Origin of the sequence: Paraburkholderia adhaesiva (assembly GCF_021390575.1) — a bacterium.
Lineage (GTDB): Bacteria > Pseudomonadota > Gammaproteobacteria > Burkholderiales > Burkholderiaceae > Paraburkholderia > Paraburkholderia adhaesiva.
This window is the reverse complement of the sequence record NZ_JAJEJQ010000001.1, coordinates 2,373,746-2,397,273: the sequence shown is the minus strand read 5'-3', so window position 1 is coordinate 2,397,273 and position 23,528 is coordinate 2,373,746. Positions and strand designations below refer to the sequence as shown.

Here is a 23,528-nt window from a genome sequence, read left to right as displayed (position 1 = left end):
GTCCGGCCACCGACTACGCGCACACCATCCCGGCCTGCGCACCTCGCCAGGCCGCCCACGCTGTCATAATGCACGACTGCATCCGGCATGGCGTCGCGGTCAGCAGCGCACGAGCGCGCTTCTCCGGCGCGCCCGGCGCCGCCCTGTCCGCGGCGTGTCCGAAAGCCGACATTATCGCGAAAACGTCATGTTTGAAGAAACCCGTGCCAACGTCCCGCTCGCCGAGCGGCTGCGACCGCGCTCCATCGACGAAGTCATCGGCCAGAAGCACCTGCTGGGTCCGAACAAGCCGCTGCGCGTCGCGTTCGAATCCGGCGAAGCCCATTCGATGATCCTCTGGGGGCCGCCCGGTGTCGGCAAGACGACACTCGCGCGCCTCATGGCCGACGCGTTCCACGCCGAGTTCATCGCGCTCTCGGCGGTGCTCTCGGGCGTGAAGGACATCCGCGAGGCCGTCGAGACCGCGCAAATGCATCGCGTGCGCGGCAAGCAGACGCTGGTGTTCGTCGACGAAGTCCACCGATTCAACAAGAGCCAGCAGGACGCGTTCCTGCCGCACGTCGAATCGGGGCTGTTCGTGTTCATCGGCGCGACGACCGAAAACCCCTCGTTCGAGGTGAACAGCGCGTTGCTCTCCCGCGCGGCGGTCTACGTGCTGAAGAGCCTCGACGAGGACGAGCAGGGCGAACTGCTCGCGCGTGCCAGCGAGGAACTGGGCGGCCTCACCTTCACCGACGAGGCAAAGAAGGCGCTGATCGGTTCCGCCGACGGCGACGGCCGCAAGCTGCTGAACAACCTCGAGATCGTCGCGCGCGCGGCCGCGCAGCAGAAGACCACCGAAATCGACGAGGCGCTGCTCGGCAGCGCGCTCGCCGAAAACCTGCGCCGCTTCGACAAGGGCGGCGACGCGTTCTACGACCAGATCAGCGCGCTGCACAAGTCGGTGCGCGGCAGCAACCCGGACGGCGCGCTGTACTGGTTCTGCCGCATGCTCGACGGTGGCGCCGATCCGCGATACCTCGCGCGGCGGATCGTGCGCATGGCGTGGGAGGATATCGGCCTGGCCGATCCGCGCGCGGCGCGCATCACGCTCGACGCCGCCGAGACCTACGAGCGCCTCGGTTCGCCCGAGGGCGAACTGGCGCTTGCGCAGGCGGTCATCTATCTGGCCGTCGCGCCGAAGTCGAACGCGGGCTACATGGCGTACAACGAGGCGCGGCGCTTCGTTGGCAAGGACCAGTCGCGCGCGGTGCCGATCCATCTGCGCAACGCGCCGACGAAGCTGATGAAGGAACTCGGCTACGGTCACGAGTACCGCTACGCCCACGACGAACCCGATGCCTACGCGGCCGGCGAGACGTATCTGCCGGACGGCATGCGCGAGCCGCACTGGTACCAGCCGACGCCGCGCGGCCTCGAAGGCAAGATCGGCGAGAAGCTCGCACGCCTCGCCGATCTCGACGCGCACTGGCGCGAGGCTCACCCGGATCAACAGAACGAGGCGCGCGAGAAGAAGCGCAAGGACTGAAGCCCTGGCCGACCGGCCAGTGATGGCCCCGCACCACGGTGCCATCCCGCCGGTGCGTTAAAATCCTCCGTTCACACAACGTAACAGCGCGTAACTGCGTCCCACATTCCCATGCTCGACATCCAGCTGCTGCGCAAAGACCTCGACGGCGTCGCGAAGCGCCTCGCCGACCGCGGCTACACCCTCGACGTCACGGCCTTCTCCGCGCTCGAAGCGGAACGCCGCGCCATCCAGACCCGCACCGAAGAACTGCAGGCTCGTCGCAACAGCCTGTCGAAGCAGATCGGCGCGATGAAAGGCCGTGGCGAGGACACGTCGGCGGTGATGGCTGAAGTGGGCGGTATCGGCGACGAGATGAAGGCGTCGGCGGCGAAACTCGAAGAGATCCAGACGCGCCTGTCCGACCTGCTGCTTGGCGTGCCGAACTTGCCGCACGAGAGCGTGCCGGCCGGCCGCGACGAAAACGACAACGTCGAAGTGCGCCGCTGGGGCGCGCCGCGCGCGTTCGACTTCGCGGTGAAGGATCACGTCGATGTCGGCACGCCGCTCGGCCTCGATTTCGAAACGGGCGCGAAGCTCTCGGGTGCGCGCTTCACGTTGCTGCGCGGCCAGATCGCGCGCCTGCACCGGGCGCTCGCGCAGTTCATGCTCGACACGCACACGCAGCAGCACGGCTATACGGAAGCGTACACGCCGTACATCGTCAATCCGGAAATCCTGTTCGGCACGGGCCAGTTGCCCAAATTCGCCGACGACATGTTCCGCGTGGAGAAGGGTGGCGGGGAGAACACGATCACGCAATACCTGATCTCGACGTCGGAGATCTCGCTGACGAACACCGTGCGCGAGAGCATCGTCGAGGGCAGCGCGCTGCCGATCAAGCTGACGGCGCATTCGCCGTGCTTCCGCTCGGAGGCTGGCTCGTATGGTCGCGACACGCGCGGCATGATTCGCCAGCACCAGTTCGACAAGGTCGAGATGGTGCAGATCGTTGCGCCCGAAACCTCTTACGACGCGCTTGAGCAGATGGTGGGTCACGCCGAGACGATCCTGCAGAAGCTCGGCCTGCCGTACCGCGTGATCACGCTGTGCACGGGCGATATGGGCTTCTCGGCGGCGAAGACTTACGACCTCGAAGTGTGGCTGCCTGCGCAGAACACCTATCGGGAAATTTCGAGCTGCTCGAACACCGAAGCGTTCCAGGCGCGCCGCATGCAGGCGCGCTACCGCAACGCGCAGGGCAAGCCTGAACTCGTGCATACGCTAAACGGCTCGGGGCTGGCGGTCGGCCGCACGCTCGTTGCTGTGCTGGAGAACTATCAGGAAGCGGACGGCTCGGTGACGGTGCCGGATGCGCTGCGTCCGTACATGGGCGGCGTTGCGCGCCTCGAGGCGGGCACCTGATTTAAATCAGGTGCGCAGTCCCGTTTTCCACACAGCCAATTTTTTTGAAAGACGGCTTGGAAAATGGGACGGGTTGTTCTATAATCTTCGCTTCGCCAGTCAACGACCAGGCTGGTGATGCGGTGGCAAAGGAAGGGAATTTCCGGAGCAGCCGCACTGGCAGTACCCCGGAGAGGTGGCAGAGTGGTCGATTGTACCTGACTCGAAATCAGGCGTACGTTTAAGCGTACCGTGGGTTCGAATCCCACCCTCTCCGCCAGATACATAAGCAAAAGCCCCATAAGTTCAAGGACTTACGGGGCTTTTGTTTTTTCCAGCCCATCACGCAGCCCATCATTTGGCACGGGCTAGGATGCTTCGGGGGTGTTTACCCTGGAATTACCACACAGTAAATCACACTCGTGATCCGCCATGATCCGTAGCGATCCATAGTTAGGCGATGACTAAAGGAGAAGAACCCTGCTTTATATCGGCACTTTGGGGTGAATTCTTCTGTGACACCGTAAACTATGCGAAACCAATAAGCCGGATTGCTGGCGGCTGGCTGGTAAAGGATTCTCTCAGGGGGCTGTTGACCAATTCGCGCCGACTTCTCGTTGTGGTTTGCGCAGACGGTTCGGTTCATAATCACGAAAATTGCCCGCACGCGGGCGTACGACAACAAACCGTTGCGCCCCGCAATCGGGACGAAACTACAGGTTGTGGATTTTGACGGGGAAGGTGCCGGACGGGATGCCTGAGAAACGCCCCGCCCGGCGATTGGGTTGGTAGCCCGGTTCCTTGCGGAACTGCGACGCTTGACGAGAGCGCCGCGCCTTGATGGTACGTTAAGCCTGCTGCGCTGGTAAACACTTTGGTTGTCAAGCCCTGAAATTTCATCGGGCCGCTCCAAGCGATAGCGCTGTGCGCCTGTACAGGCTGTCCGTATATCCATGTTCCGCCCGGAACCGGCTGTTTTTCGAGATACGAGAAATGGCCACGAAAATCCTTCGTCTTGCTGGCGTGGTTGCCGTCGTCGGCGTCAAGAAAACCACCATCTACAAGTGGATTCGCGAAAAGCGCTTCCCGGCCCCGGTTCGCCTGGGCGAAAACTCGGTCGGCTGGCGTGAAGCCGATATCGAGGCATGGCTCGCGGCACGCGAATCAACCCGCACCGAAGCGGAGGGCGTATGAGCGCATCCGTGACCTTCGCTGTGGAGCGGGCGGCGTCCTCTTGCGATCCTGAGAGCTTGGAATCCGTCCGGGAGGCGGCCCGTGCTGAAGCGGCCCGCCAGCAACCGGCGCGCTCAGGCGCTGCGCTCCATGCCTATGCTGCGCGTCTGCTGGCGGGCGAACTGGCGCGCTGCGAGCGAAGCATGACGCCGGAGCAATGGGCCGAGCATCGCGCCTGGATCGAGGAAAACGCGCGCGTATCACTGCTGATGGCGCTGCGCGAACGCGCGGAACGGGGCGAGCTATGAGCAACGATTTCGGCGCGGCGACGTTCGCGGAGATCGCGGCATCCAATCAGGCCGCAAAGCGCCAGCGCGCCGAGCGTGAGGCGATCCAGGCGACGCGCGAAGCCTTCTTCAATCGGGTCAAGGTCGCGCCGGATGGCCCGCCAGCCTGGCCGGTCGTCACGCCGCTGCCCGAATGCGAGCTTGTGCCGGTGCAAGTGTTTGACATGGTGTTGCTTCCTGAAGCGCTGCGCCCGTGGGCGGCGGACATTGTGGAGCGTATGCAGTGCCCGCCTGACTTCGTGGCCGTGACGATCATGAGCGCGCTCGGCATCGTGATCGGGCGGCGCGTGGGCGTGCGCCCGAAGGCGTGCGACGACTGGACCGAGTACGCGAACGTCTGGACCTGTGTGGTAGGCCGTCCGTCCGTGATGAAGTCGCCCGCCATGCGCGCGGCGCTCGCCCCGCTGAACCGCTTGCAGGCTGAAGCGGACAAGGATTTTGACTTCGCGATGGAGGGATACGCCGAGGCGAAGCGCCTCTATGACATGCGTGAGGATGCCATCGAGAAGAACGACCGCGCGGCGCTGAAGAAGAACCCGCACGCGAACCTTGCGCGCGTCGAGATTGACGAGCCGATTGCGCCCGTACAGCGCCGCTATCTGGTCAACGATGCGACCGTGGAGGCGCTGATGGAAATCTGTGGCGAGAATCCGCAGGGCGTGGGCGTCTATCGTGACGAACTGGTGAGCCTGCTGCGCGGACTGGACCGCGAAGGCCAGGAATCGGCGCGCGGCTTTTACCTGACCGGCTGGAACGGAAACGACCCGTACACGGTGGATCGTATCGGGCGTGGCCGCAACCTTCGCGCGGAGGCGGTCTGTCTCTCGCTGGCGGGCAGCACGCAGCCTGGGCGCATCGGTGAGTACTTGCGGGAGGTCACGCAGGACGCGGCGGCCAATGACGGGCTGATGCAGCGCTTCGGGCTGCTGGTATGGCCGGACGTGTCGCCGGACTGGAAAGACGTGGACACATGGCCGGATACGGAGAAGAAGAACGCAGCGTTCGCCGTATTCGAGCGGCTTGCGGCGGCTGACCCACTGGCCGATTGGGACGCCGAGCCAGTGTTTAACCACGCGGGCGAGATCGAGGCCGGAATGCCGCCGTTTCTTCGGCTGGACGAGGCCGCGCTCGCGATGTTCCGCGACTGGCGCGCACAGTGGGAGGCCATGCTTCGCAGCGGCGGGCTGCATCCGGCGCTGGAATCGCACTTCGCGAAGTATCGAAAGCTGGTGCCGTCGCTCGCGCTGATATCGCATCTGGCGGACGGCGGGCGTGGGCCGGTGGGCGTCGAGGCGATGGCGCGGGCGCTGGCGTGGGGTGAGTACCTGGCGATGCACGCGCGCCGCGCCTACGGTACCGGCATCGTGACGGCGATGGACCGGGCGCGGACGCTTGCGAAAAAGCTGGCCGAGGGCAAGTTACCGGAGAGTGCTTTCGCGCTCAAACAGGTGTACCGGAACGAATGGTCGATGCTGGCGGACCGCGAACAGGCGGCGGAAGCGGTCGTTATTCTGGTCGAGCACGGCTATCTGGTCGAGGTGCTGGAAGCGGAGAACAGCGCGAAAGGCGGACGGCCACGCGAGCCGCGCTACATGGTCAACCCGGAGGCGATGAAATGAGCCGCTACCTGGACTTGCTCAAGGCCATGAAATCAGAAAAGCGCCTACCCGGTGACCCGCCAAAACTGCCAAAAGTCCCGGAACAGGGTTTAGGCGGTTTCGGCGGGTACCCGGGTGACCGCATTTTGAAAAATGAGCCTCTGCCTGAAGCAGCCATCGTCGAAGCCGTAGCGGCGAGCGGCGAAGGTTCGGGTGGTTTTGGCGGGTGCCCGGGTAGCCCCGTTTTGAAAAACACATCCCCGGATGTGGCTGAGGCGGTCGAGGCTGCAAACGACCCGCAGGCCGAGCCGGACAATTGCGCCGGGGCGCTGATTGACCCGGACGGCGGTCCCTATCTGCCCTGGGGGCCGTATCTCGAAGCGGACAACGTGCGGCGGCTGCGCGCCGAACTGTTCGCGATGATTGACGCGCTCGCACGCGCTGAAGCGTGGACGCCGGCGCGCTACGCGGACACGATGGACCGCGCGGCCAACGGGCCGTTGGCGGACTTGCTGCCGAATATCGACCACTTCCATGCGAAGCTGACCGAGCGCCGCGCCGAGGCCGAGGCGGCGGCGCTGCTGGCGGCGCGTTCGTGGCGGCTGGAAGGTCTGGAGGATCGGAGGGGCTGACGTGGCGACGAAAGCAAAGGTGAAGGCCGCCGACAAGGCGCTATTCGAGCGCAAACCGGGAGCGATACAGCTTCCTGCCGAACTGCTGGACGATGAAGTAAGACGCGATGCGACGCTGGCGGCCAACGTGCGTTTGCGCGGCGCGATTACGAATCGCGCGTATGCCGTCCCGATGTTTGGCGAGAGCCTAGACCTGAGCACTTACGCCAGTCTGCTGCGCGAGCAATCCGAAGAGGTCCGCAAGGGCGACATGTCGCGCGTTGAATCCATGCTGTTCACGCAGGCGAACACGCTGGACATGATCTTCAATCAGCTTGCCCGCAAGGCGGCATTCTGCGAATACCTGAACCAGATGCAGGTGCATCTTTCGCTGGCACTGAAGGCGCAGGCGCAGTGCCGCGCGACGCTCGAAGCGCTGGCGGAAATCAAGAACCCGCGCCCGCTCGCGTTCGTGAATCAGGCGAACATTGCGAACGGGCCGCAACAGGTGAACAACGGGACCGGTGGCGAACATGCCAACGCGCCGCCAGCCCCTCACGCGCGCGGGAAAAACGGTGACACGCCGAACGAACTATTGGAATCGAGCGATGGCAAACGGATGGACGCCGGAACGGCGGGCGAAGCAGGCCGAGGCGATACGGCGCTGGAAGCCGTGGGAACGGTCAACGGGACCGCGCACTGAGGCAGGCAAGGCCGTATCGGCCAGTAATGCAACGGTTCACGGCATGGCGGGAAAGCGCTGGCGGATCCAACTGCGCGAACTGCGTGCGCTGTTGCGCGAATGCAAAAAGCGACTTGCGCGCTGAATCTTCCGCCCATAAAAAAGGTACTCCCGGACCACTAGTCGCGCGCGGGGAATGTGGCGACGCGCACTGCTCGGGGAAATTCCGGTCTGGAAAACGGGCCGGTCACAATCACAACGGGCCGCGAATCTCCTGTTTCCGTTTCCGCAACAATCGCGGCGCGTCTTTGTGCGTGGGGCGTGCAGCCGTCCGAAAAGGCGGCTCGCGAGGGGCGCAAGGCGCGAATTCGCCCGCGCCTTTGTGACCGGATAGACGCCCGGTGCGCCCGCCAGCACGCATAACGCGGCTCAAACGACACTCCCCACGCAAAAGGTACTTCCACGTGACGTAATGCCATGCGGACACGAAGGCGCGTGTTTTTCGCCAAGCTATCAGCCTGGAAAATTGTCCTGGGACAACCTGAGTGTTGGCCGCATGCGAAGTGCTCCTCGACATCCGTGCGAATGTCCGCAAGGTTCGCATTTTTGTCCGCATGCATGTTCGCATTCTGCGGCCCGGAAGCCTTGCCAGAAGCGCCACTGGCCGAATCGATATGCGAATGCGAATACTTTTGCGGACCCCTAGCTACTCACTATCCGCGCGTCTTCGCACCCGCGCCGCTATCGACAACAGGAAGGACCCGTCGCGGGTTGACGGACGGCGCGAGCGGGTGAATGTCGTCGGACACTTCGCATTGCGCCAGCCAGCCGCCGCAACGAATGGTGTAGAACGCGTTGCGGTTAACAAGAATTAACGATTTTCCGGATAAGTCCGATTCTCTGGTGCGACTTACTCCGTTAATGTCGACATGGGTTATTCCAAAAAAAGAAGAAAGGAATCTCGCGTGAAAGAAAACGAAGTCGGCGGGACAAGGCAGCGCGGCTGCCAACTCGCGGGCGTGGTCGTCTCATTGGCTATTGCGCTCTCGGCGTGTGCGGCTGCACCGCAGCCACCTCTGCCGCAGGTTGTCGTACCGAATTTCGGCAAGCTACAAAGCGGCGATATTGCGGGGTTGAATTACTCAACGGACTTGATCTACACGTTTGGCTTTGAAGGTCCGAAATATTCAGGCATCAGTGGTGGAGGCGGCCCCGTTCATGAACTCAGTCGCAGTGGTCGAGTTGGGGGAGCCGTTGTGTCGTGCTGCGGCACGCTGCCCGCTGTCTGGCATCCTGACCTGAGGCTAACGGTGCGCTGGCTTGCCTACGAAGATGAAGGCAACAAGGTGGTCAAGCACTGGTACAAGGCCGAGAACGTCCGGATACCGAAGTATGACGGCAAGACCGCAGGCTATATCTGGGGTGTCTTTCTGCCGGGCCACCGCATGCGGATCATGGTGCCTGATGGCGTTGACCCCAATGGCGGGAACAACCCCGACATCCGTCCGCCCGATAACGACCCTTACATGGCCCAAGGCGTGCGCGATACCGAGTGGGAAGCACTCTACCTGAAAGGAAATAACCGATGAGTCTTGAATGGCCGCAAACCATGACCGAGGGAGGTCGCCTGCCGCAGAGTGACATAGCGCAGCAAACGGGCTTGTGTCTCGTTCTCGATCCGAGAATGTCCTGCCCGCAAACTCTTAATATCACGCTGTTTTTCGACGGGACAAATAATAACGACGATCCCAATAATGCCTGGAAGGATTCGCTCCACAAGGCGCACACCAATGTTGCGCGCCTGCGCAACATGGCACTTTGGGAACCGGAAAACGGGACTTTCGCCTTCTATGCGCCTGGTGTTGGCACACCGTTTCCCGATATCGACGAAGAGCTCTATACGACTAAGGGTAAAGCGTTTGCGGCAGGTTTCAACCAGCGGTGTGTCTGGGGCTATGCGCAGGTGCTTAATGCGATCTACTACGCCATTACCCGGAGCAACTTCAAGCAACTGATCCCCCAATCAAACCTTGCCAGGTTCTGCAACGAGGGCGCGCTCGATCGTCCGGACGAGCTCAAGAAGGCGGTTCACCGCCTGACTGTTGCGCACAAGGACAAGTTCGACGCGGGCCAGCACCCCCGCACGGTGGCGTATGTCTGGATCAATGTGATTGGCTTCTCGCGGGGCGCAGCAGGCGCACGCGCCTTCGTCCACCGGCTGGTCAACAAGTGGGCACCCGGCGGCCAGTTTGCCAGTACGGATGGGCGTCCAATCCGCTACCAGGTCAACTTCATGGGGCTGTTCGATACGGTTGCATCGGTCGGATTGCCGGATTCGGCGCGTTCATCCGTTGATCTTGACATGTTCGACGGGCACGGTGACTTCGCTTCCGGCGGCGGGCTGGACATCCCGGACTCGGTACGCTACGTTCATCACGCTTTCTCGATCCACGAGCAGCGCATGAGTTTTCCGCTGGACTCGATTGCAAAGGGGACAACCTACAGTCCAGGTTTGCGGTGTGAAGTCGCCTATCCAGGCGTGCACTCGGACGTGGGCGGCGGGTACGGACCGGGCGAACAGGGCAAGGGCAAGCCGGACGACGACAGCCACAAGCTCAGCCAGATCGCATTGCACGACATGTATATCGCCGCGTTGCGATTCGGCGTTCCGCTGGCAGCGGAGAAGCACTTCAAGGACCGGCCAAAGTACAAGTCGATCTTTGAAGACGATTTCGCCCTGAACCCCGCGACGGTCGAAGCGTTCAATGCGTGGGTGAAGACCACGGAGGGCGAGCCGCTCAGGAACGTGGGCGACGCGCTGAAGTTCGGCATGGGGCAGATGCTGACCTGGCGTGCGATGCGTGCCCAGATCAACACGGCCGATTACGTGACGGAACAGGCGTTTTTCAAGCAGGCGCACGAAGACGCCCTCACCCCGTTCAAGGTGCTGACTGACTATGATGCGGCGAAGGAAAACGACCCGGAGTACAACGCGCTGAGCGCGCAACGCAACCAGGTGGACACGCAGAAGTGGCAGGCCATACGGAACAATGATTTTCCGCCGGACATGCCCGATGCGCAGGCATACGAGGATAAACTCGACGCCCTGGACAAGGCCATTCGCGAGCGCGACGAAGCGCTATGCGGCGGCGCGGCCTATCCGGACGTGAAGCCCCCCAAGGTCGCGCGACCGGGCGAAGGGCCCTTCGATATCGGCACCAACGACCAGACGGATTTGCGCCAGGGCGCGGAAGAGATGCGCCTGCTGCTGGGCCATCTCTATCCGGATCAACTGGAGCGCTGGAAGGTTGGGCAAAACATCAGGGTCAATCCGTCGAAAAACGCCTATCCGGCCACGCCCGAGATCACGCTGTTTGTGAAGCACGACCAGCCGCGCAGCGACTCTCCGGCGGTGACGCTGGCGCATGCCGGGTTTCTGTTCAAGACCGTATGGGCTGTCATCATGAGCAAGTTCAGTCCGGACGATGACGTGATGGCCGCGCCACTGACGGGGGTGATGCCGTTCCTGAAGCAGCACACATCGGACGAAGCCATTGCCCGGCTGAAGCAGAATGTCACCCTGATCGGCCTGTACGACAATTTTATCCACGACAGTCATTGCTGGTTCCGGCTGCACTACTGGCACGAGTACGCGCCCGGCGGTTACGGCTGGCCGCGCGTGTACTGGGCTGGCGGTGACAAGCGCGTCCGCTACTTCGGCATGGCGTCCGATGCCGACCTTGGCACGCACTAGCCGCAGCACCGGGAATGCAGGCAATGAACAAACCTGAACGGGCATCCGGGCGTCGGGCAGCGGGGCTATTCACGAATCCGGCTGCCTGGGTGCTGATGGCGGGCGATGCCGATGGCGCGGCGATTGCCGCGAGCAACCGGACCGCCTCGGGCGGCTCGGCGATCCGCTGCTTCCTTTCACCGATAGACGCGATCATCGGCGCAGCGGGCCTTGCACATCGCGATGAGCACTACGCCGTGCTGGCGGCTGCGGACCTTCCGCCAGCCGCGTTTCTGGAGCGCGGCAGCGCGGACTATCATGCATCGCTGCATGTGGCGTGGTCGGCGCGCGACGGACAGGTGCTGCTTCACGTCGACGGCGCACCAGCGGAACAGTTCACGCTGCTGCATCAGCCTTTTCAGGAGACGGGCGGGTTCGAGGTAAGCGCCGATGCGCTCGCGGCCCTGGATCGTCTGTACGATCGCGCCGGACTGTTCGCATGGCGCGAAACGCTGGTGGAGGTGTCCCGATGGGACCGGCCACGGCTGGAGGGTATCTGCAACCAGATCGCCGGAACACTGCGGGAGTCAGGATGCCGCGAACCCGGTGTTCGTGGGAACCAGTTGGCGCTGTTCGATCCGGAAAGCTGCTGCTGGCACTTCGTCCCGCGAAGCGTGCTCGACTAGCGGATTGCTACGATTGCGACGTAACATACGCCGCCCACGATTGCATCATCGGGCGGCGCGCTTCAAGCAAATCAGTCCGGTGATAGGCTCTTTCCGTTGCGTTCGCAATGGTATGGGCGAGCGCCCGCTCTGCGAGGTCGCGGGCGTAGCCGCTCTCGCTGGCCCAATCGCGAAAGCTGGAGCGGAAGCCGTGCGCGGTCGCGACACGCCCCGGCGTATCGCTGGCGGCTTTCACGCGGCGCAGTAGCGCCGTCAGCGACATGTCGGATAGCACCTTGCCGCGCGGCGACTGAAACACCAGGGTTTCGTGCTGTCTCTGTTCTTTCAGCCGCTTGACGAGCGCGAGTGCCGCCGACGAAAGCGGGACCCGGTGCGGCTCTTTCGCTTTCATCCGTTCGCCCGGAACGGTCCAGATACCGGCGTCAAGGTCGAACTCGCCCCACGTCGCGCCACGCACTTCTCCCGAACGCGCAGCCGTGAGAATCAGGAACAGCAGGGCAGCGCGGGTGTTGTCTCCCCGTTCGATATCGCGAAACTGAGCTTTCGCAAACGCCGGAATGTCGCGCCACGGCATCGCCGGTTGATGTTCTTTCTTCGCGTTCTGCTTCGGCAGGAGATGGTCAACGACGCTAACAGGGTTCGCAGTGATATGGCCGTGCGCCCAGGCCCATTGCATCACTGCGTGCATACGCTGGCGGGTACGGCTGGCGGTTTCGGCCTTCTCCAGCCAGATAGGCCGCAGGACTTCGGCGCAGTCGGCGGGCGTAATCGCGTCTAGCGGCTTGCCGCCGAACTTCGGAAACACGTAAGTCTCCAGTGTCGAAATCCACTGCGCGGCGTGCTTAGCGTTTTTCCAGCCGGGTTTCAGTTCTTCATGAAGCTGGCGCGCGGCTTTCTCGAATGTGAGCGCGGCGGCGGCAATGCTGGCGGCTTGCTGTTCGCGGTCGCGCTCTTCGATGGGGTCTTTGCCCGCGTCAAGCTGGCGGCGCATGGCGAGCGCCTTCTCGCGCGCGTCCACAATCGGGACTTCAGGATAGACCCCGAGACCCGCGTCGCGGCGCTTGCCCGTGACGGGGCTGGTAAAGCGCAGCGTCCACTTGCTGCCGGTCTTGCCGGGGGTGAGCATCAACCCCGTTACCTTGCCGTCGAATACCGGTTTGTCGCCGTGCGTGAGTGCCTTTGCCTGTTTGTCTGTGAGTGCCATTCTCAGCCCATCGTCTAGCCCATCACGAAACGCCGGATGGGAGCGAACGAGTATAAACTGGAACGCACAAAAATACAGGGTAAGATACTGATGTAAAAGGATTCTGCGCACTCGCTCGAACCGGGGCGCACTGAATTTTGGCGGTCACCCTCTCCGCCAGAATTGTTCAAAAAACCCCGTAAAGTCAAAGGCTTGCGGGGTTTTTTGTTTTTCGGCTAACAAATCGACTATCAAATACCGTTTGCTTACCCTTTGAGACTCAGGATGCGGTGTTGGGTCGTCTGCCGAGCGCGAGCTGGGATGCCAGGAGGTGGTGGCTCAGGCCCGGCGGGTGCCGCATTAGCGGGTGGTCGGTCGCGGGGCCTCAGCTTGATGATAAGGGGGCGGCAGGTCGGAGGATTCCACTACCTAATCCAACATAGTGCCCCACCGGCACAAAATCTGGGGTTGCAACCAGGTTTGATGCTGTATATGCTCACAGGGGTTGGCACTCTCCCTATGGGAGTGCTAACAAGAAGAATGGTGGGGCCTCGGCGGCAACCGAGTCCCACCAAGCGGAAACTCCCTTTCGGCAAGCATCCGCTACCCTGCAGACACAGGACGCGTGACGATATTGCAAATAGCAGCTTTTGGCAATAGCGCACCGTTTTAAGGGTTTCGCAGCTTGCCGTGTTAATGCCATACCTATACGGAGCTTTTATGGCAAATGGCAACAAACCGGGTAGCAACTCGGGCAATCAGGGCGGTATCTATCAAGAGCGTGGTCCGCGTGGTGGACTGAAAGATAACTTCGCCACCGTTCCGGAAAATCGTTCCTTCCCACCCACGAGTCAACCCGGCAGCACTTGGGTTCCCCGCAGCAAAACACCTCACGGTAGTCATAAGTAAGACGTAAGCGGGTCCAGGCCCAAGGGGGAGGGAGTATTCTCTCCCTCCATATATTCAATTCTGTGCGATCGCCATGGTTACCAAGAAGCCGTCGTTCACTGTTCCCCTGTCGCGCGGCGTCGTGCGGCCCAATATTGGGCCGCGTATCGTCGCGCCGAATCGAGAGGTAAATGCTGGAGTGATTGGGCAGCGCATGCAGCCGGTCCCGAAGGGCGGGGGTAACGGGGGTGGTGGTCAGTCCGGCGGCGACAAGAAGTAGGCCCGCAACTTGGCGACGCGACGGGTACGCGGCACAGTTCGCGAGTCATCGGCAGAAAAGGATGCGAAGGAGCGGACGCGTATCCACGAGCGGACGCGGGATGATCTTTCGAAGCGACACATTTCGAACGCGGAGAATCTAGATAAATCCGTGCTGACGTATTCTGGTGCGGGCTTGGCACTATCGTTGGGGTTTCTCAAAGACTTCATCCCGATTCGTGAAGCAAGGCTGCCATGGGCGCTATACGGATCGTGGGTTGCGTTCACTGCGGCAATGGTGCTGGTCGTGCTTTCATACGTTGTCAGCCAATGGGTACTTGAACTGCAACTTGACCGCGCGTACCGCTATTACGAGAAACGCGAGGAGGCAGCCTATGACGAGATCGCTATAGTCGAGATAATTGCCAAGCATCTCAACGGCTGGCTATACGCGACCGCGTTCGCAATCGGTTTGTCGCTAACAATTCTATTTGTGTCGATCAACTTAAGCGGGGCAAACATGGTGAACAAAAGCGATAAGAGCGGTAATTGGGCGTACGCTCAGGATGGCGCAATCGGAACGAAGATGCAGCGAGTCGAAAGGGGCGTTACTGGTGGGAAGATGCAGCCGGTGAATCCCAGTACACCTGCGCAGCCGACGCCACAGCCGCAACAGAGCAGCACGTCGAACAAGCCGAAGTAAAAGGACAACTTTGTCCTCTTCGCTCGATGCGCAAGGGCGAAATAGGAACAGAGTTTGCCAAGCTAGTCCCGGAGCGGCCTTTCTAGGGCTGCTTCGAGGCGATCAGCGCTCGTCCTGTGACGATCGAATGCGGTCCAGTTGGCCCAATCAAGTGCCTTCGGGGTAGTCAAGTCCCACTATCGTGCTTACGCAGCCACGTCTTGTGTTCGGCTGCTATTTCCAGAAAGCCCCTTGGGCGGCAGCCCCGGGGGTGCTGGAAAAATATCGTCCGGCTGGTTACCGCTCCCCAGACCGGGTTTGAGCCGGTAAGAAAATCCTTGTAAACCCGTTGATTACCTGGCATCTTGGCTGCCACCATTACTTACCGCGGTTGCCAATGTCTCGCATATTCCTGTACGCCCGCGTCTTCACGGCGGAGCAGACGACAGAAAATCAAGTGCTGGGAAGGCCGCGCGGCCAGGTTTTCGGTCCTGCCGCGCCATACCGTTGAGGAAATCACCTCGGGCAGCGTTCCGGCTGCGGAGCGGCCCGGCATCGCCAAACTACTGGACCGGCTGGACGAGGGGATAAGCTCATCGTGACCACGCTGGACCGGCTGGGCCGGAACACAGAGGTGGCCTCACTCGTTCGGACAGTCATCTGAGATTTTTAAGTGGAACGTCCGAGGCAATCATGCTGCCGATTTGATCGCAGGCAGCGTCGCGAAGTATGCCTCATCCGGGGTCTGATCCGCCAGGCTCGAATGGGGCCGTTTCCGGTTGTACAGCTCGACGTATTCGCCGATGGAGCGCCGGGCATGGCTGACCGACTCGTACGCTTTCAGGTAGACCTCTTCGTACTTGATGCTGCGCCACACCCGTTCGACGAACACGTTGTCGCGCCAGGCCCCTTTGCCGTCCATCGACAGCCGCACGCCCCGGCTCAGCACCGCCTCGGTGAACGCGCCCGCCGTGAACTGGCTACCCTGATCGGTGTTCACGATGTCGGGCAGTCCGTAGCGGGCGAACGCCTCTTCCAGCGCCTCGACGGCGTGCGTGGCTTCCAGCGTGATGGCGACCCGGTACGCGAGAATCTTGCGGCTCGCCCAGTCCACCACTGCCGTCAGGTACACGAAGCCGCGCGCCATCGGAATGTACGTCGTGTCGAGGGCGAACACCTGATTGGCACGCTCGATCTTCATGCCGCGCAGCAGGTACGGCCAGATCTTGTGCTGCGCGTTGCGGCGGCTCGTGTTCGGCTTGCAGTACAGCGCCTCGACGCCCATGCGCTTCATCAGCGTGCGTACGCGACGGCGACCCACCTCATGGCCTTCCCGGCGCAACAGGCGCGCCAGCATCCGCGCCCCTGCAAATGGGAACTCCATGTGCAGTTCGTCGATTCGCCGCATCAGCAACTGATCGACCTCGCTGACCGGCTGCGCCCGGTAATATGCGCTCGATCTCGCGATGCCAACCAGTCGCGTCTGTCGCGAAACCGGCAGCGCATGCGTACAGTCAATCATCGCTTTGCGCTCAGCAGTCCGGCTTTGCCGAGCGCTCCTGACAAAAAATCGTTCTCCAGCGTCAACTGCCCGATCTTCGCGTGCAGCGTTTTCACGTCCACCGGCGGATCGCTCGACGGTGCACCTGTCGCACCAAACACGTCTGCCGCACGCTCCTGCAACTGCCGCTTCCATTCCGTGATCTGGTTCGGATGTACATCAAACTGCTGTGCCAGTTCGGCCAGCGTGCGCTCACCTTTGACCGCTGCCAGTGCCACTTTCGCTTTGAACGCCGCTGAGTGCGTCCGTCGGGTTCTCTTCGTCATTTCCTCGGTTCCTTTGCCAGCATTATCGCTGGCTCAGGCCCCGGCCAAACCACTTATCCGACTGTCCGAATTTGCGCGGCCACCTCTCACGACGGACGTGCTGGGGACCGTCGACAAGCTTGGGACGATGGGCGTCCACGTGCATTGTTCTTGTGCTCACCCTGCGCTTCTCACTTTGCTTGCACTATCCACCAACATGCCCGCGCATTTGCAGTGCACGCAGGTATTGCCCCGAAATCGCCGACGACCCGTGATGCACGACCGTCTCGTCGATCAGCGCCCAGACCGGCAGGCCGGCTGCGCGCACGCGCTGGCAGAACGACAGGTCTTCGGAAAGATAGACGCCTTCGTCGGCGACGGTATCGAAGAATCCGTAGAAACGCCCGTCCGTTAGCAGCGATGCGTACTGCGACGGCGCACGGTAGAGCTGCGTGAGCGGAACCACGGCTTCGAACGCGTCGCGGCGGATCAGGAGGAGGCCCGTGCCTACGTGGCGGACTTCCGCCCAGCCGTCCTTCACGAAGCCGTCGCCGGCCTCGTTCGTCTGCAGTGCCGCTGTGTAATCGACGTTTTTTTCCAGCCAGTCTCGCAGCGAGAGCCCCACGTCGGCCTGTGTGATCACGCGACCATGATCGAACTGGCGATGCGGATACGCCACGCCGGCCACCGGCTTGTCGCCCGCAATCAGGCGTAGCGGCGCCTCGCGCGAGAAATCCATGTCCGTATCGAGGAACAGCAGATGCGTGAACTCGTCATGGCTCAGAAAATAATTCGCGAAGAAATTGCGGGCCCGGATGATGTGCGACGAGGCCGCATGGATAGTCTCGTAACGCACACCGGCATCGTTCAGTGCGCGGAGGGTCCGAGCCAGCGCGAGCGCGAAATCGATGTGGACGGCGTGGTTGTAGGTCGGCAGCGCGATCAGGATGTTCGGCTGGGTGCGGAGTGACATGGTTCGGTGTTCCGTCGGCGTTGTAAGATAATTCTGAATGCTGCGCTGGGCCTCGATGACCGACAATAAGACGCTTCTGAAAGCGCGACGCCTGTGATAGTGAATCTGGGTCGGCGCGCGGCGCTCTGCCCGGTACAATCACTCCTTTGAATTTTTGCGTTGGGCACCATTGGTGCCCTCGCACGTGTTTCGGTCCACAGATGGCTATTACCTACAAGTCCGCTGCCGACATCGAACGTCTGCGCATTGCCGGTCGCCTCGCCGCCGACGTGCTCGCCATGATCGGGGAACACGTCAAGGCTGGCGTCTCCACCGATGAACTCGACGCGATCTGCCACGATTTCATCGTCGGCACGCTCAAGGCCGTGCCCGCGAACGTGGGCTATCTGGGTTTTCCGAAGACGATCTGCGCCTCGGTCAACCAGGTGGTGTGCCACGGCATCCCGAGCCGCAACGAGATCCTCAAGGACGGCGACATCATCAACATCGACGTCGCGGTCATCAAGGATGGCTACTTCGGGGACACGAGCCGCATGTACACGGTCGGCACGCCGAGCACGGTTGGCCGCCAGCTCATCGACACTACCTACGAGGCGATGCTTGCCGGCATCCGCCAGGTGAAACCTGGCGCGACGCTCGGCGACATCGGGCATGCGATCCAGCGGCGAGCGCAGGCTGACGGCTTTTCGATCGTGCGCGAGTACTGCGGCCACGGCATCGGCAAGGTCTATCACGAGGAGCCGCAGGTGCTGCACTACGGCCAGCCGGGGCAAGGCCTGCGCCTGAAGCCTGGCATGGTCTTCACGATCGAGCCGATGGTAAACGCGGGTCGTGCCGGTACCACCGTGCTGCGCGACGGATGGACGGTGGTGACGAAGGACCGCTCGTTGTCGGCGCAGTGGGAGCACATGGTCGCCGTCACCGACGACGGCTACGAACTGCTTACGCCCTGGCCGGACGGCACGGGTGATTACGAATCGCCATGACTGCTCCGTGACCGGCTGTAAAGTGCCGCGTGCTCGTTGGGGCTGGTGTGAAGCGCCGGCGCGACGATCCGTCATTTTTATGAAATAAGCATTTGACTCGCGCGCGCGTTCGGTTAAAGCTACGCGTTACTGCTTTATAGGGGTTTACGACTGCATGAGTCCGTCACTGACCGTTCGCCGTACCGTTGCCGATCAGGGTTCCGTGCTCCAGGAGCTACGAACTGCGTCGTTGCGCGATGCGCCTTACGCGTTCGGTGATACCACGCTCGAAGACACCCTTCGGGCCGACGCGGCCTTTTTCGATGCAGCGGCAGCCCGGCACGCGGACTCGCACACCTGTGCCTCGTTCATCCTGTACACCGAGGGGCATCCCGCCGGGCTCATCGGCGCGAGCTTCGAGGCCGAGCCGTCGAACCGTGCGTTCGTTTCGGCGCTGTGGGTTGCGCCGGCGGTGCGGCATCTGCGCGGCGGTGAACTGCTCCTGAATGCTGCGATCGACTGGCTAGTCTCCGAGGGCGCCATGCAGATCTTCGCGTGGATCCCCGACAACAACACCACGGCCATGCGCTTCTACGAGCGCCTCGGCTTCGCCGCGACCGGCGAGCACGTCCCCAGCAAACATTCGCCCGAACAGTGGGAAACGCTGCTCGTGCGCGACGTCGCGAGCAACGTGCGCAGCGCGTGATCGCGCTGACACCTTGACGTCACATCTCCCGCGCGCGGCGTCTCGATGCGCTGCGCGGCGACAGTCCATCGTTCCCCATTCGATCTGATCACCCGCAATTCACGGGTTTCCCATGTCCGTCTGGCGCGCCGTGTAGCGTGTTCGCTTTGTCATCGCGTGAGTTAGCCGCTAAAAATAATGGCCGCGCGCGTCGACGCCTGTAAAATACGCAAAATTTTTCGTCGAACGCCATGTCGCCCAAGAAATCGCCATATTTTGAACTGAAGAGCGGTTCCGTCGATACGCTTCTGTTCGTGGTCAAGACTACGGAGCTAGATGCCATGCGCGCCGAGCTTACTCGGCGCTTCGAGGCCACGCCCGAATTTTTTGCGAACGATACCGTCGCCATCGACGTGCGCAGACTGGGCGACGGCGAGCAGGCTGCTATTGGCGAGATCGCGCGCCTGCTCGAAAGCGTGAGCATGCGTCCGGTCGGCGTCGTCGCACTGCCCGCGCAGCACAGCTGGGCCGCAGAAGCGGGGCTGCCGATCCTCGAAGCACGTGACCGCCGCACCGCGAGCGCGAAGTCCGCAGCGGAGGAAGCACCCGATGCCGAGCCGGTTCCCGCCGCGCCCGACGCACAGGGCACGCCCGTTGCGCTCACGCAGCCCGAACTCTTTTCCACCCAAAGCGAATCCGATACCGATGCCGCACTCGCGGCGTCCGACACTGCGGCGCCCGGTACGCGCCCGGAGCCGGCGCTCGTGATCGATCGTCCGCTGCGCTCGGGTCAGCGCATCTATGCGAAGGGCGACCTGGTCGTGCTGGGCCTCGTCTCGAACGGTGCCGAAGTGATCGCCGAGGGCAACATTCACATCTACGCGCCGCTGCGCGGCCGTGCGCTCGCAGGCGTGCACGGCAATCACGACGCGCGCATTTTCTGCACATGTCTCGAGGCGGAACTGATTTCGATCGCGGGCATTTACCGGACCACTGAAGTCCCATTGACCGCGGACGTGGCCGGCAAGCCGGTGCAGATCCGCCTGGATGACGAAAAGCTGTTGATCGAACCGTTGAGGCTCACCTGACGCGCCGCCCGGCTTCGAGCAACGCGCAGTAGCGAGAAGCGCCAGGGCGGCACGCGATGGAACCAAACTGAAGATTCTGACGAACGCAAGGTAAGGGAATGGCAAAAATCATTGTGGTGACTTCGGGCAAGGGTGGCGTGGGCAAGACGACCACGAGCGCGAGTTTCGCATCGGGCCTCGCGTTGCGCGGGCACAAGACCGCTGTCATCGACTTCGACGTGGGCCTGCGCAATCTCGACCTCATCATGGGTTGCGAGCGCCGCGTCGTGTACGACCTCATCAATGTGATCCAGGGTGAAGCGAACCTGAACCAGGCGCTCATCAAGGACAAGAAGTGCGAGAACCTCTTCATCCTGCCGGCCTCGCAGACGCGCGACAAAGACGCGCTCACGAAGGAAGGTGTCGAAAAGGTCATCGACGATCTCGTTTCGATGGACTTCGAATACATCATTTGCGATTCGCCGGCGGGCATCGAGTCGGGCGCACTGCTCGCGATGCATTTCGCCGACGAAGCGCTCGTCGTGACGAACCCGGAAGTCTCGTCGGTACGCGACTCGGACCGCATTCTCGGCATGCTTTCGTCGAAGACGAAGCGCGCGATTGAGGGCAAGGATCCCATCAAGGAGCACCTGCTCATCACGCGTTACAACCCGAAGCGCGTGAGCGAGGGCGAGATGCTCTCGCTCTCCGATATCCAGGAGATTCTGCGTATCGAGCTGATCGGCGTGATTCCGGAATCGGAAGCCGTGCTGCACGCGTCGAACCAGGGCTTGCCGGCCGTGCACCTCGACGGCACCGATGTCGCCGAGTCGTATAAAGACGTGGTCTCGCGCTTTCTCGGCGAAGACAAGTCGCTTCGATTCACTGACTACCAGAAGCCGGGCCTCTTTCAGCGCCTCTTCGGCACCAAGTAACGGAGGCGCAACCCATGTCGTTTCTTACGTTTTTTCTCGGCGAGAAGAAAAGATCCGCCTCAGTAGCGAAGGAACGCCTGCAGCTCATCATTGCTCACGAGCGGGCAGGCGGTCATCCGCCGGCCGATTATCTGCCGGCGCTGCAACGTGAACTGGTCGCGGTGATCTCGAAGTACGTCAAGATCTCCGACGAGGATATCCGCGTCAGTCTCGAACGTCAGGACGACCTCGAAGTGCTCGAGGTCAAGATCGAGATTCCGCAAGCCTGATGGTGTAGCCGCGCGCGGCCGCGGCTGTTTACCACTGCGGTTTGCCGCGGCTGCGCTGTCGTGTCTGTTTCCGTGTGCGTGCGTGGTCTTTGCGCACGCGCCGCAATTCCTGCTTTATCCCCGCTTCATTCCCCTTGCTCCAGGCTCTTTTGAGCTGGTTCGTCTTTGCACGCCCCCGGTGTTGCATCGGATTTCACTTTGCCGCTTGCCATGGTGCGCCCTACGTTTGCGCGATGATTGGGTAGCACCCCATCCAGCGTGGAAAACGTAACGTGAAGTCAATACCAACAACGGAGTGAAGCCGATGCTCATCACCACTGCGTTCGTTCCCGTCAGCACTCGCGCAACCGGTTCACCGGTCTCTGCTGACCACGTTGAAGCCAAATCGGTCGCGCCGCATGTCAGGCTGGCGCGATTCATCGGCTATATCCCGGCCAGAGGCTACTGGAAGCTGGCCCACGGCCAGTATGTGTGGATCATGGGCCGCTGGCAGCGCGGAATCGAAGTTCGTCGCTCGGTCTATGGCCCAGGGACCGTGCAGGGCTCCAGTTGGTATCGGCCGGATGGCCAGCAGGTTTCGGGAAAACGTCAGTCTTTGGGCGCTTCGTTCGCCTGCGCGCTTTCGGGCTCGTTGTGCCTGAGCGGCTCCGGCATGTCGGGCACGGCGTTCGCCCGCACGGCCTGAGACTGCGTTCCGGATGCAGACTGCGGCTGGGCCCTGTAGCGCTGTGAGAGTGCTTCGTAGAGCGGTGGCACGAAGATGCGCGATATGCGGCTCGCGATCAGCGCGGTCGCCATGAGCGCGATCACGAGGGCGTGGCCGTTGGTCATCTCCGTCACGATCACGAACGACGTGATCGGCGACTGCGTGACCGCCGCGAGGTAGCCGACCATCGCGAGTGCGATGAGCATCTGCAACTGCAGGTTGCCGAACACCATGTGCAGCAGGTTGCCGAAGCCCGCGCCGATCGACAGCGACGGCGCGAAAATGCCGCCCGGAATCCCGGGCAGATACGAGCCCACCATCGACGCCATTTTCAGGAACGGATACGCCATCGAAAGCTGCTCGTGTCCGTCGAGCAGCCTGCGCGCTTCCGTGTAGCCGCTGCCGAACGTCGTGCCGCCCGAGACAAGGCCGATTACGGCGATGGCGAGTCCGCAGAGCGCCGCGAATACGATCGGCCGTTTGCCGTGTAGCTCGCGCAACGGCCCCGGAATCCAGCGCGCGGTGTTGAGCAGCAGCCAACTGAATACACCGCCCGCAATGCCGGTCACGACGGCGGTGAGCACCACGGCTACGGCAAGCAGATCGGGAAAATGCGTGCCGACCTGGATCGTGCCGAAATACGTGTAGTTGCCATTGAGCCCGAGCGCGATCACACCGGCGATGATGATCGTCGTGATGACGACGCCGCTCGCCCGTTCCTCGAAGCTGCGCGTGAGTTCCTCGATGGCGAAGACGATGCCGGCAAGCGGTGTGTTAAACGCAGCGGACAATCCCGCGGCCGCGCCGGCGAGTATGAGCTTGCGCTCGATGTGGATGTTCGTGCGCGGATAAAACCGGCGCATGTTGAACATGAGCGCCGCGCCAACCTGCACGGTCGGGCCTTCGCGACCGATCGTGAAGCCACCGAGTATGGCGAGAAACGACACCGCGATTTTGCCCGCGAGAATGCGCAGCGTGAGGAGCCTCGCGCCTGATTCGCCCGGCTTTGCGTGCAATGTGGCGATGACCTGCGGAATGCCGCTGCCTTCGGCGCCGCGAAAGAACGTGCGCGTGAGCCAGACCGAAACGGCCGCGACGGCTGGCGTCACGATGAGCGGCAGCCATACGTGCTCTTGTCGCGCGTGTAGAAACGCGTCGTAACCCCAGTCGATCAGCCGTGCGTAAAACACCGCTACGAGACCCACGGCGATGGCGCCGAGCCACAGGATTCCGTACTGCCGCCACAGGCGTTGTGCGCGTCGTGCGACAGTCGAGGAGAGGTTTGGGCTAACCGGGAGCATGAGTTTTTTCGGGGAACGGACGCAAAATTATATCGGTGGGTGGCCTTTTGGCGTTTCGTGGAGGGCACG

At 62.2% G+C, this 23,528-nt stretch carries 21 protein-coding genes, 1 tRNA gene and 1 pseudogene; 19 read left to right on the top strand and 4 right to left on the bottom strand.

From position 1 onward, the window contains the following. The first annotated feature begins 187 nt into the window (after positions 1–187). The 11 genes from L0U80_RS10875 to L0U80_RS10825 all read left to right on the top strand — a co-directional run bounded on the left by L0U80_RS10875 (position 188) and on the right by L0U80_RS10825 (position 11,741). Positions 188–1,528: a replication-associated recombination protein A gene (locus tag L0U80_RS10875; RefSeq protein ID WP_233864010.1), complete on the top strand. Its 1,341-nt coding sequence runs from the start codon at positions 188–190 to the stop codon at positions 1,526–1,528. Positions 1,529–1,639: 111 nt separating this feature from the next. Then, positions 1,640–2,932: a serine--tRNA ligase gene (gene serS, locus L0U80_RS10870; RefSeq protein ID WP_233864008.1), complete on the top strand. Its 1,293-nt coding sequence runs from the start codon at positions 1,640–1,642 to the stop codon at positions 2,930–2,932. A 169-nt stretch (positions 2,933–3,101) separates the two neighbouring features. Further along, positions 3,102–3,191, top strand: a tRNA-Ser gene (locus tag L0U80_RS10865). Between the two features lie 713 nt (positions 3,192–3,904). After that, entirely contained in the window at positions 3,905–4,105 is a 201-nt protein-coding gene (locus tag L0U80_RS10860; protein ID WP_233864007.1) for a helix-turn-helix transcriptional regulator, read from the top strand. Next, positions 4,102–4,392, top strand: coding sequence for a hypothetical protein (locus L0U80_RS10855; protein ID WP_233864005.1), 291 nt, complete (start codon positions 4,102–4,104; stop codon positions 4,390–4,392). Before L0U80_RS10860 ends, L0U80_RS10855 begins: the two co-directional genes overlap by 4 nt. Further along, positions 4,389–6,050 carry a YfjI family protein gene (locus tag L0U80_RS10850; protein WP_233864004.1) on the top strand — a complete coding sequence of 554 codons (1,662 nt, stop codon included), beginning with the start codon at positions 4,389–4,391 and terminating at the stop codon, positions 6,048–6,050. The genes L0U80_RS10855 and L0U80_RS10850 overlap by 4 nt, the downstream gene beginning before the upstream one ends. Then, positions 6,047–6,661 carry a hypothetical protein gene (locus L0U80_RS10845; RefSeq protein ID WP_233864003.1) on the top strand — a complete coding sequence of 205 codons (615 nt, stop codon included), beginning with the start codon at positions 6,047–6,049 and terminating at the stop codon, positions 6,659–6,661. The genes L0U80_RS10850 and L0U80_RS10845 overlap by 4 nt, the downstream gene beginning before the upstream one ends. A 1-nt stretch (position 6,662) precedes the next feature. Further along, positions 6,663–7,343, top strand: a complete 681-nt coding sequence (locus tag L0U80_RS10840; protein WP_373322142.1) for a hypothetical protein — start codon at positions 6,663–6,665, stop codon at positions 7,341–7,343. Positions 7,344–8,287: 944 nt separating this feature from the next. Further along, complete coding sequence (locus tag L0U80_RS10835) at positions 8,288–8,911, top strand: DUF3304 domain-containing protein (protein ID WP_233864002.1); 624 nt, start codon at positions 8,288–8,290, stop codon at positions 8,909–8,911. After that, positions 8,908–11,076, top strand: coding sequence for a T6SS phospholipase effector Tle1-like catalytic domain-containing protein (locus L0U80_RS10830; protein WP_233864001.1), 2,169 nt, complete (start codon positions 8,908–8,910; stop codon positions 11,074–11,076). The genes L0U80_RS10835 and L0U80_RS10830 overlap by 4 nt, the downstream gene beginning before the upstream one ends. A 23-nt stretch (positions 11,077–11,099) precedes the next feature. Further along, entirely contained in the window at positions 11,100–11,741 is a 642-nt protein-coding gene (locus L0U80_RS10825; protein ID WP_233864000.1) for a hypothetical protein, read from the top strand. A 7-nt stretch (positions 11,742–11,748) separates the two neighbouring features. Here L0U80_RS10825 and L0U80_RS10820 read toward each other — a convergent pair whose 3' ends face one another. Further along, positions 11,749–12,945, bottom strand: coding sequence for a tyrosine-type recombinase/integrase (locus L0U80_RS10820; protein WP_233863999.1), 1,197 nt, complete (start codon positions 12,943–12,945; stop codon positions 11,749–11,751). 1,297 nt (positions 12,946–14,242) lie between these two features. Between L0U80_RS10820 and L0U80_RS10815 the strand changes: the two genes are divergently transcribed. Both L0U80_RS10815 and L0U80_RS10810 read left to right on the top strand, forming a co-directional pair. Then, entirely contained in the window at positions 14,243–14,773 is a 531-nt protein-coding gene (locus L0U80_RS10815; protein WP_233863998.1) for a hypothetical protein, read from the top strand. A gap of 376 nt (positions 14,774–15,149) precedes the next feature. Further along, positions 15,150–15,380: pseudogene (locus L0U80_RS10810) on the top strand (recombinase family protein); the annotation flags it as partial. A gap of 63 nt (positions 15,381–15,443) precedes the next feature. On the opposite strand, the gene L0U80_RS10805 reads toward L0U80_RS10810, so the two are convergent. Further along, a protein-coding gene (locus tag L0U80_RS10805; RefSeq protein ID WP_373322092.1) for an IS3 family transposase occupies positions 15,444–16,579 on the bottom strand; the annotation gives its coding sequence in 2 pieces (ribosomal slippage) (positions 15,444–16,324 and positions 16,324–16,579; 1,137 coding nt in all). A gap of 184 nt (positions 16,580–16,763) precedes the next feature. Continuing rightward, positions 16,764–17,531, bottom strand: a complete 768-nt coding sequence (locus L0U80_RS10800; RefSeq protein WP_233863996.1) for a glycosyltransferase family 2 protein — start codon at positions 17,529–17,531, stop codon at positions 16,764–16,766. A 200-nt stretch (positions 17,532–17,731) separates the two neighbouring features. Here L0U80_RS10800 and map point away from each other — a divergent pair, with 200 nt between their 5' ends. From map to L0U80_RS10770, 6 genes are all read left to right on the top strand, one after another. Continuing rightward, complete coding sequence (gene map / locus L0U80_RS10795) at positions 17,732–18,517, top strand: type I methionyl aminopeptidase (RefSeq protein ID WP_233863995.1); 786 nt, start codon at positions 17,732–17,734, stop codon at positions 18,515–18,517. 154 nt (positions 18,518–18,671) lie between these two features. After that, positions 18,672–19,202 carry a GNAT family N-acetyltransferase gene (locus L0U80_RS10790; protein WP_233863994.1) on the top strand — a complete coding sequence of 177 codons (531 nt, stop codon included), beginning with the start codon at positions 18,672–18,674 and terminating at the stop codon, positions 19,200–19,202. Between the two features lie 230 nt (positions 19,203–19,432). Further along, positions 19,433–20,269 (top strand): septum site-determining protein MinC, encoded by an 837-nt coding sequence (gene minC, locus L0U80_RS10785; protein WP_233863993.1) that lies wholly within the window; start codon positions 19,433–19,435, stop codon positions 20,267–20,269. Between the two features lie 98 nt (positions 20,270–20,367). Next, positions 20,368–21,183 carry a septum site-determining protein MinD gene (minD, locus tag L0U80_RS10780; protein WP_233863992.1) on the top strand — a complete coding sequence of 272 codons (816 nt, stop codon included), beginning with the start codon at positions 20,368–20,370 and terminating at the stop codon, positions 21,181–21,183. A gap of 14 nt (positions 21,184–21,197) precedes the next feature. Next, positions 21,198–21,452 (top strand): cell division topological specificity factor MinE, encoded by a 255-nt coding sequence (gene minE, locus L0U80_RS10775; RefSeq protein WP_233863991.1) that lies wholly within the window; start codon positions 21,198–21,200, stop codon positions 21,450–21,452. 304 nt (positions 21,453–21,756) lie between these two features. Next, complete coding sequence (locus L0U80_RS10770; protein WP_233863990.1) at positions 21,757–22,137, top strand: hypothetical protein; 381 nt, start codon at positions 21,757–21,759, stop codon at positions 22,135–22,137. On the opposite strand, the gene L0U80_RS10765 is transcribed toward L0U80_RS10770, so the two are convergent. Beyond that, entirely contained in the window at positions 22,041–23,459 is a 1,419-nt protein-coding gene (locus tag L0U80_RS10765) for a chloride channel protein (protein WP_233863989.1), read from the bottom strand. The two genes, L0U80_RS10770 and L0U80_RS10765, sit on opposite strands and share 97 nt — an antisense overlap. Between the last annotated feature and the right edge of the window lie 69 nt (positions 23,460–23,528).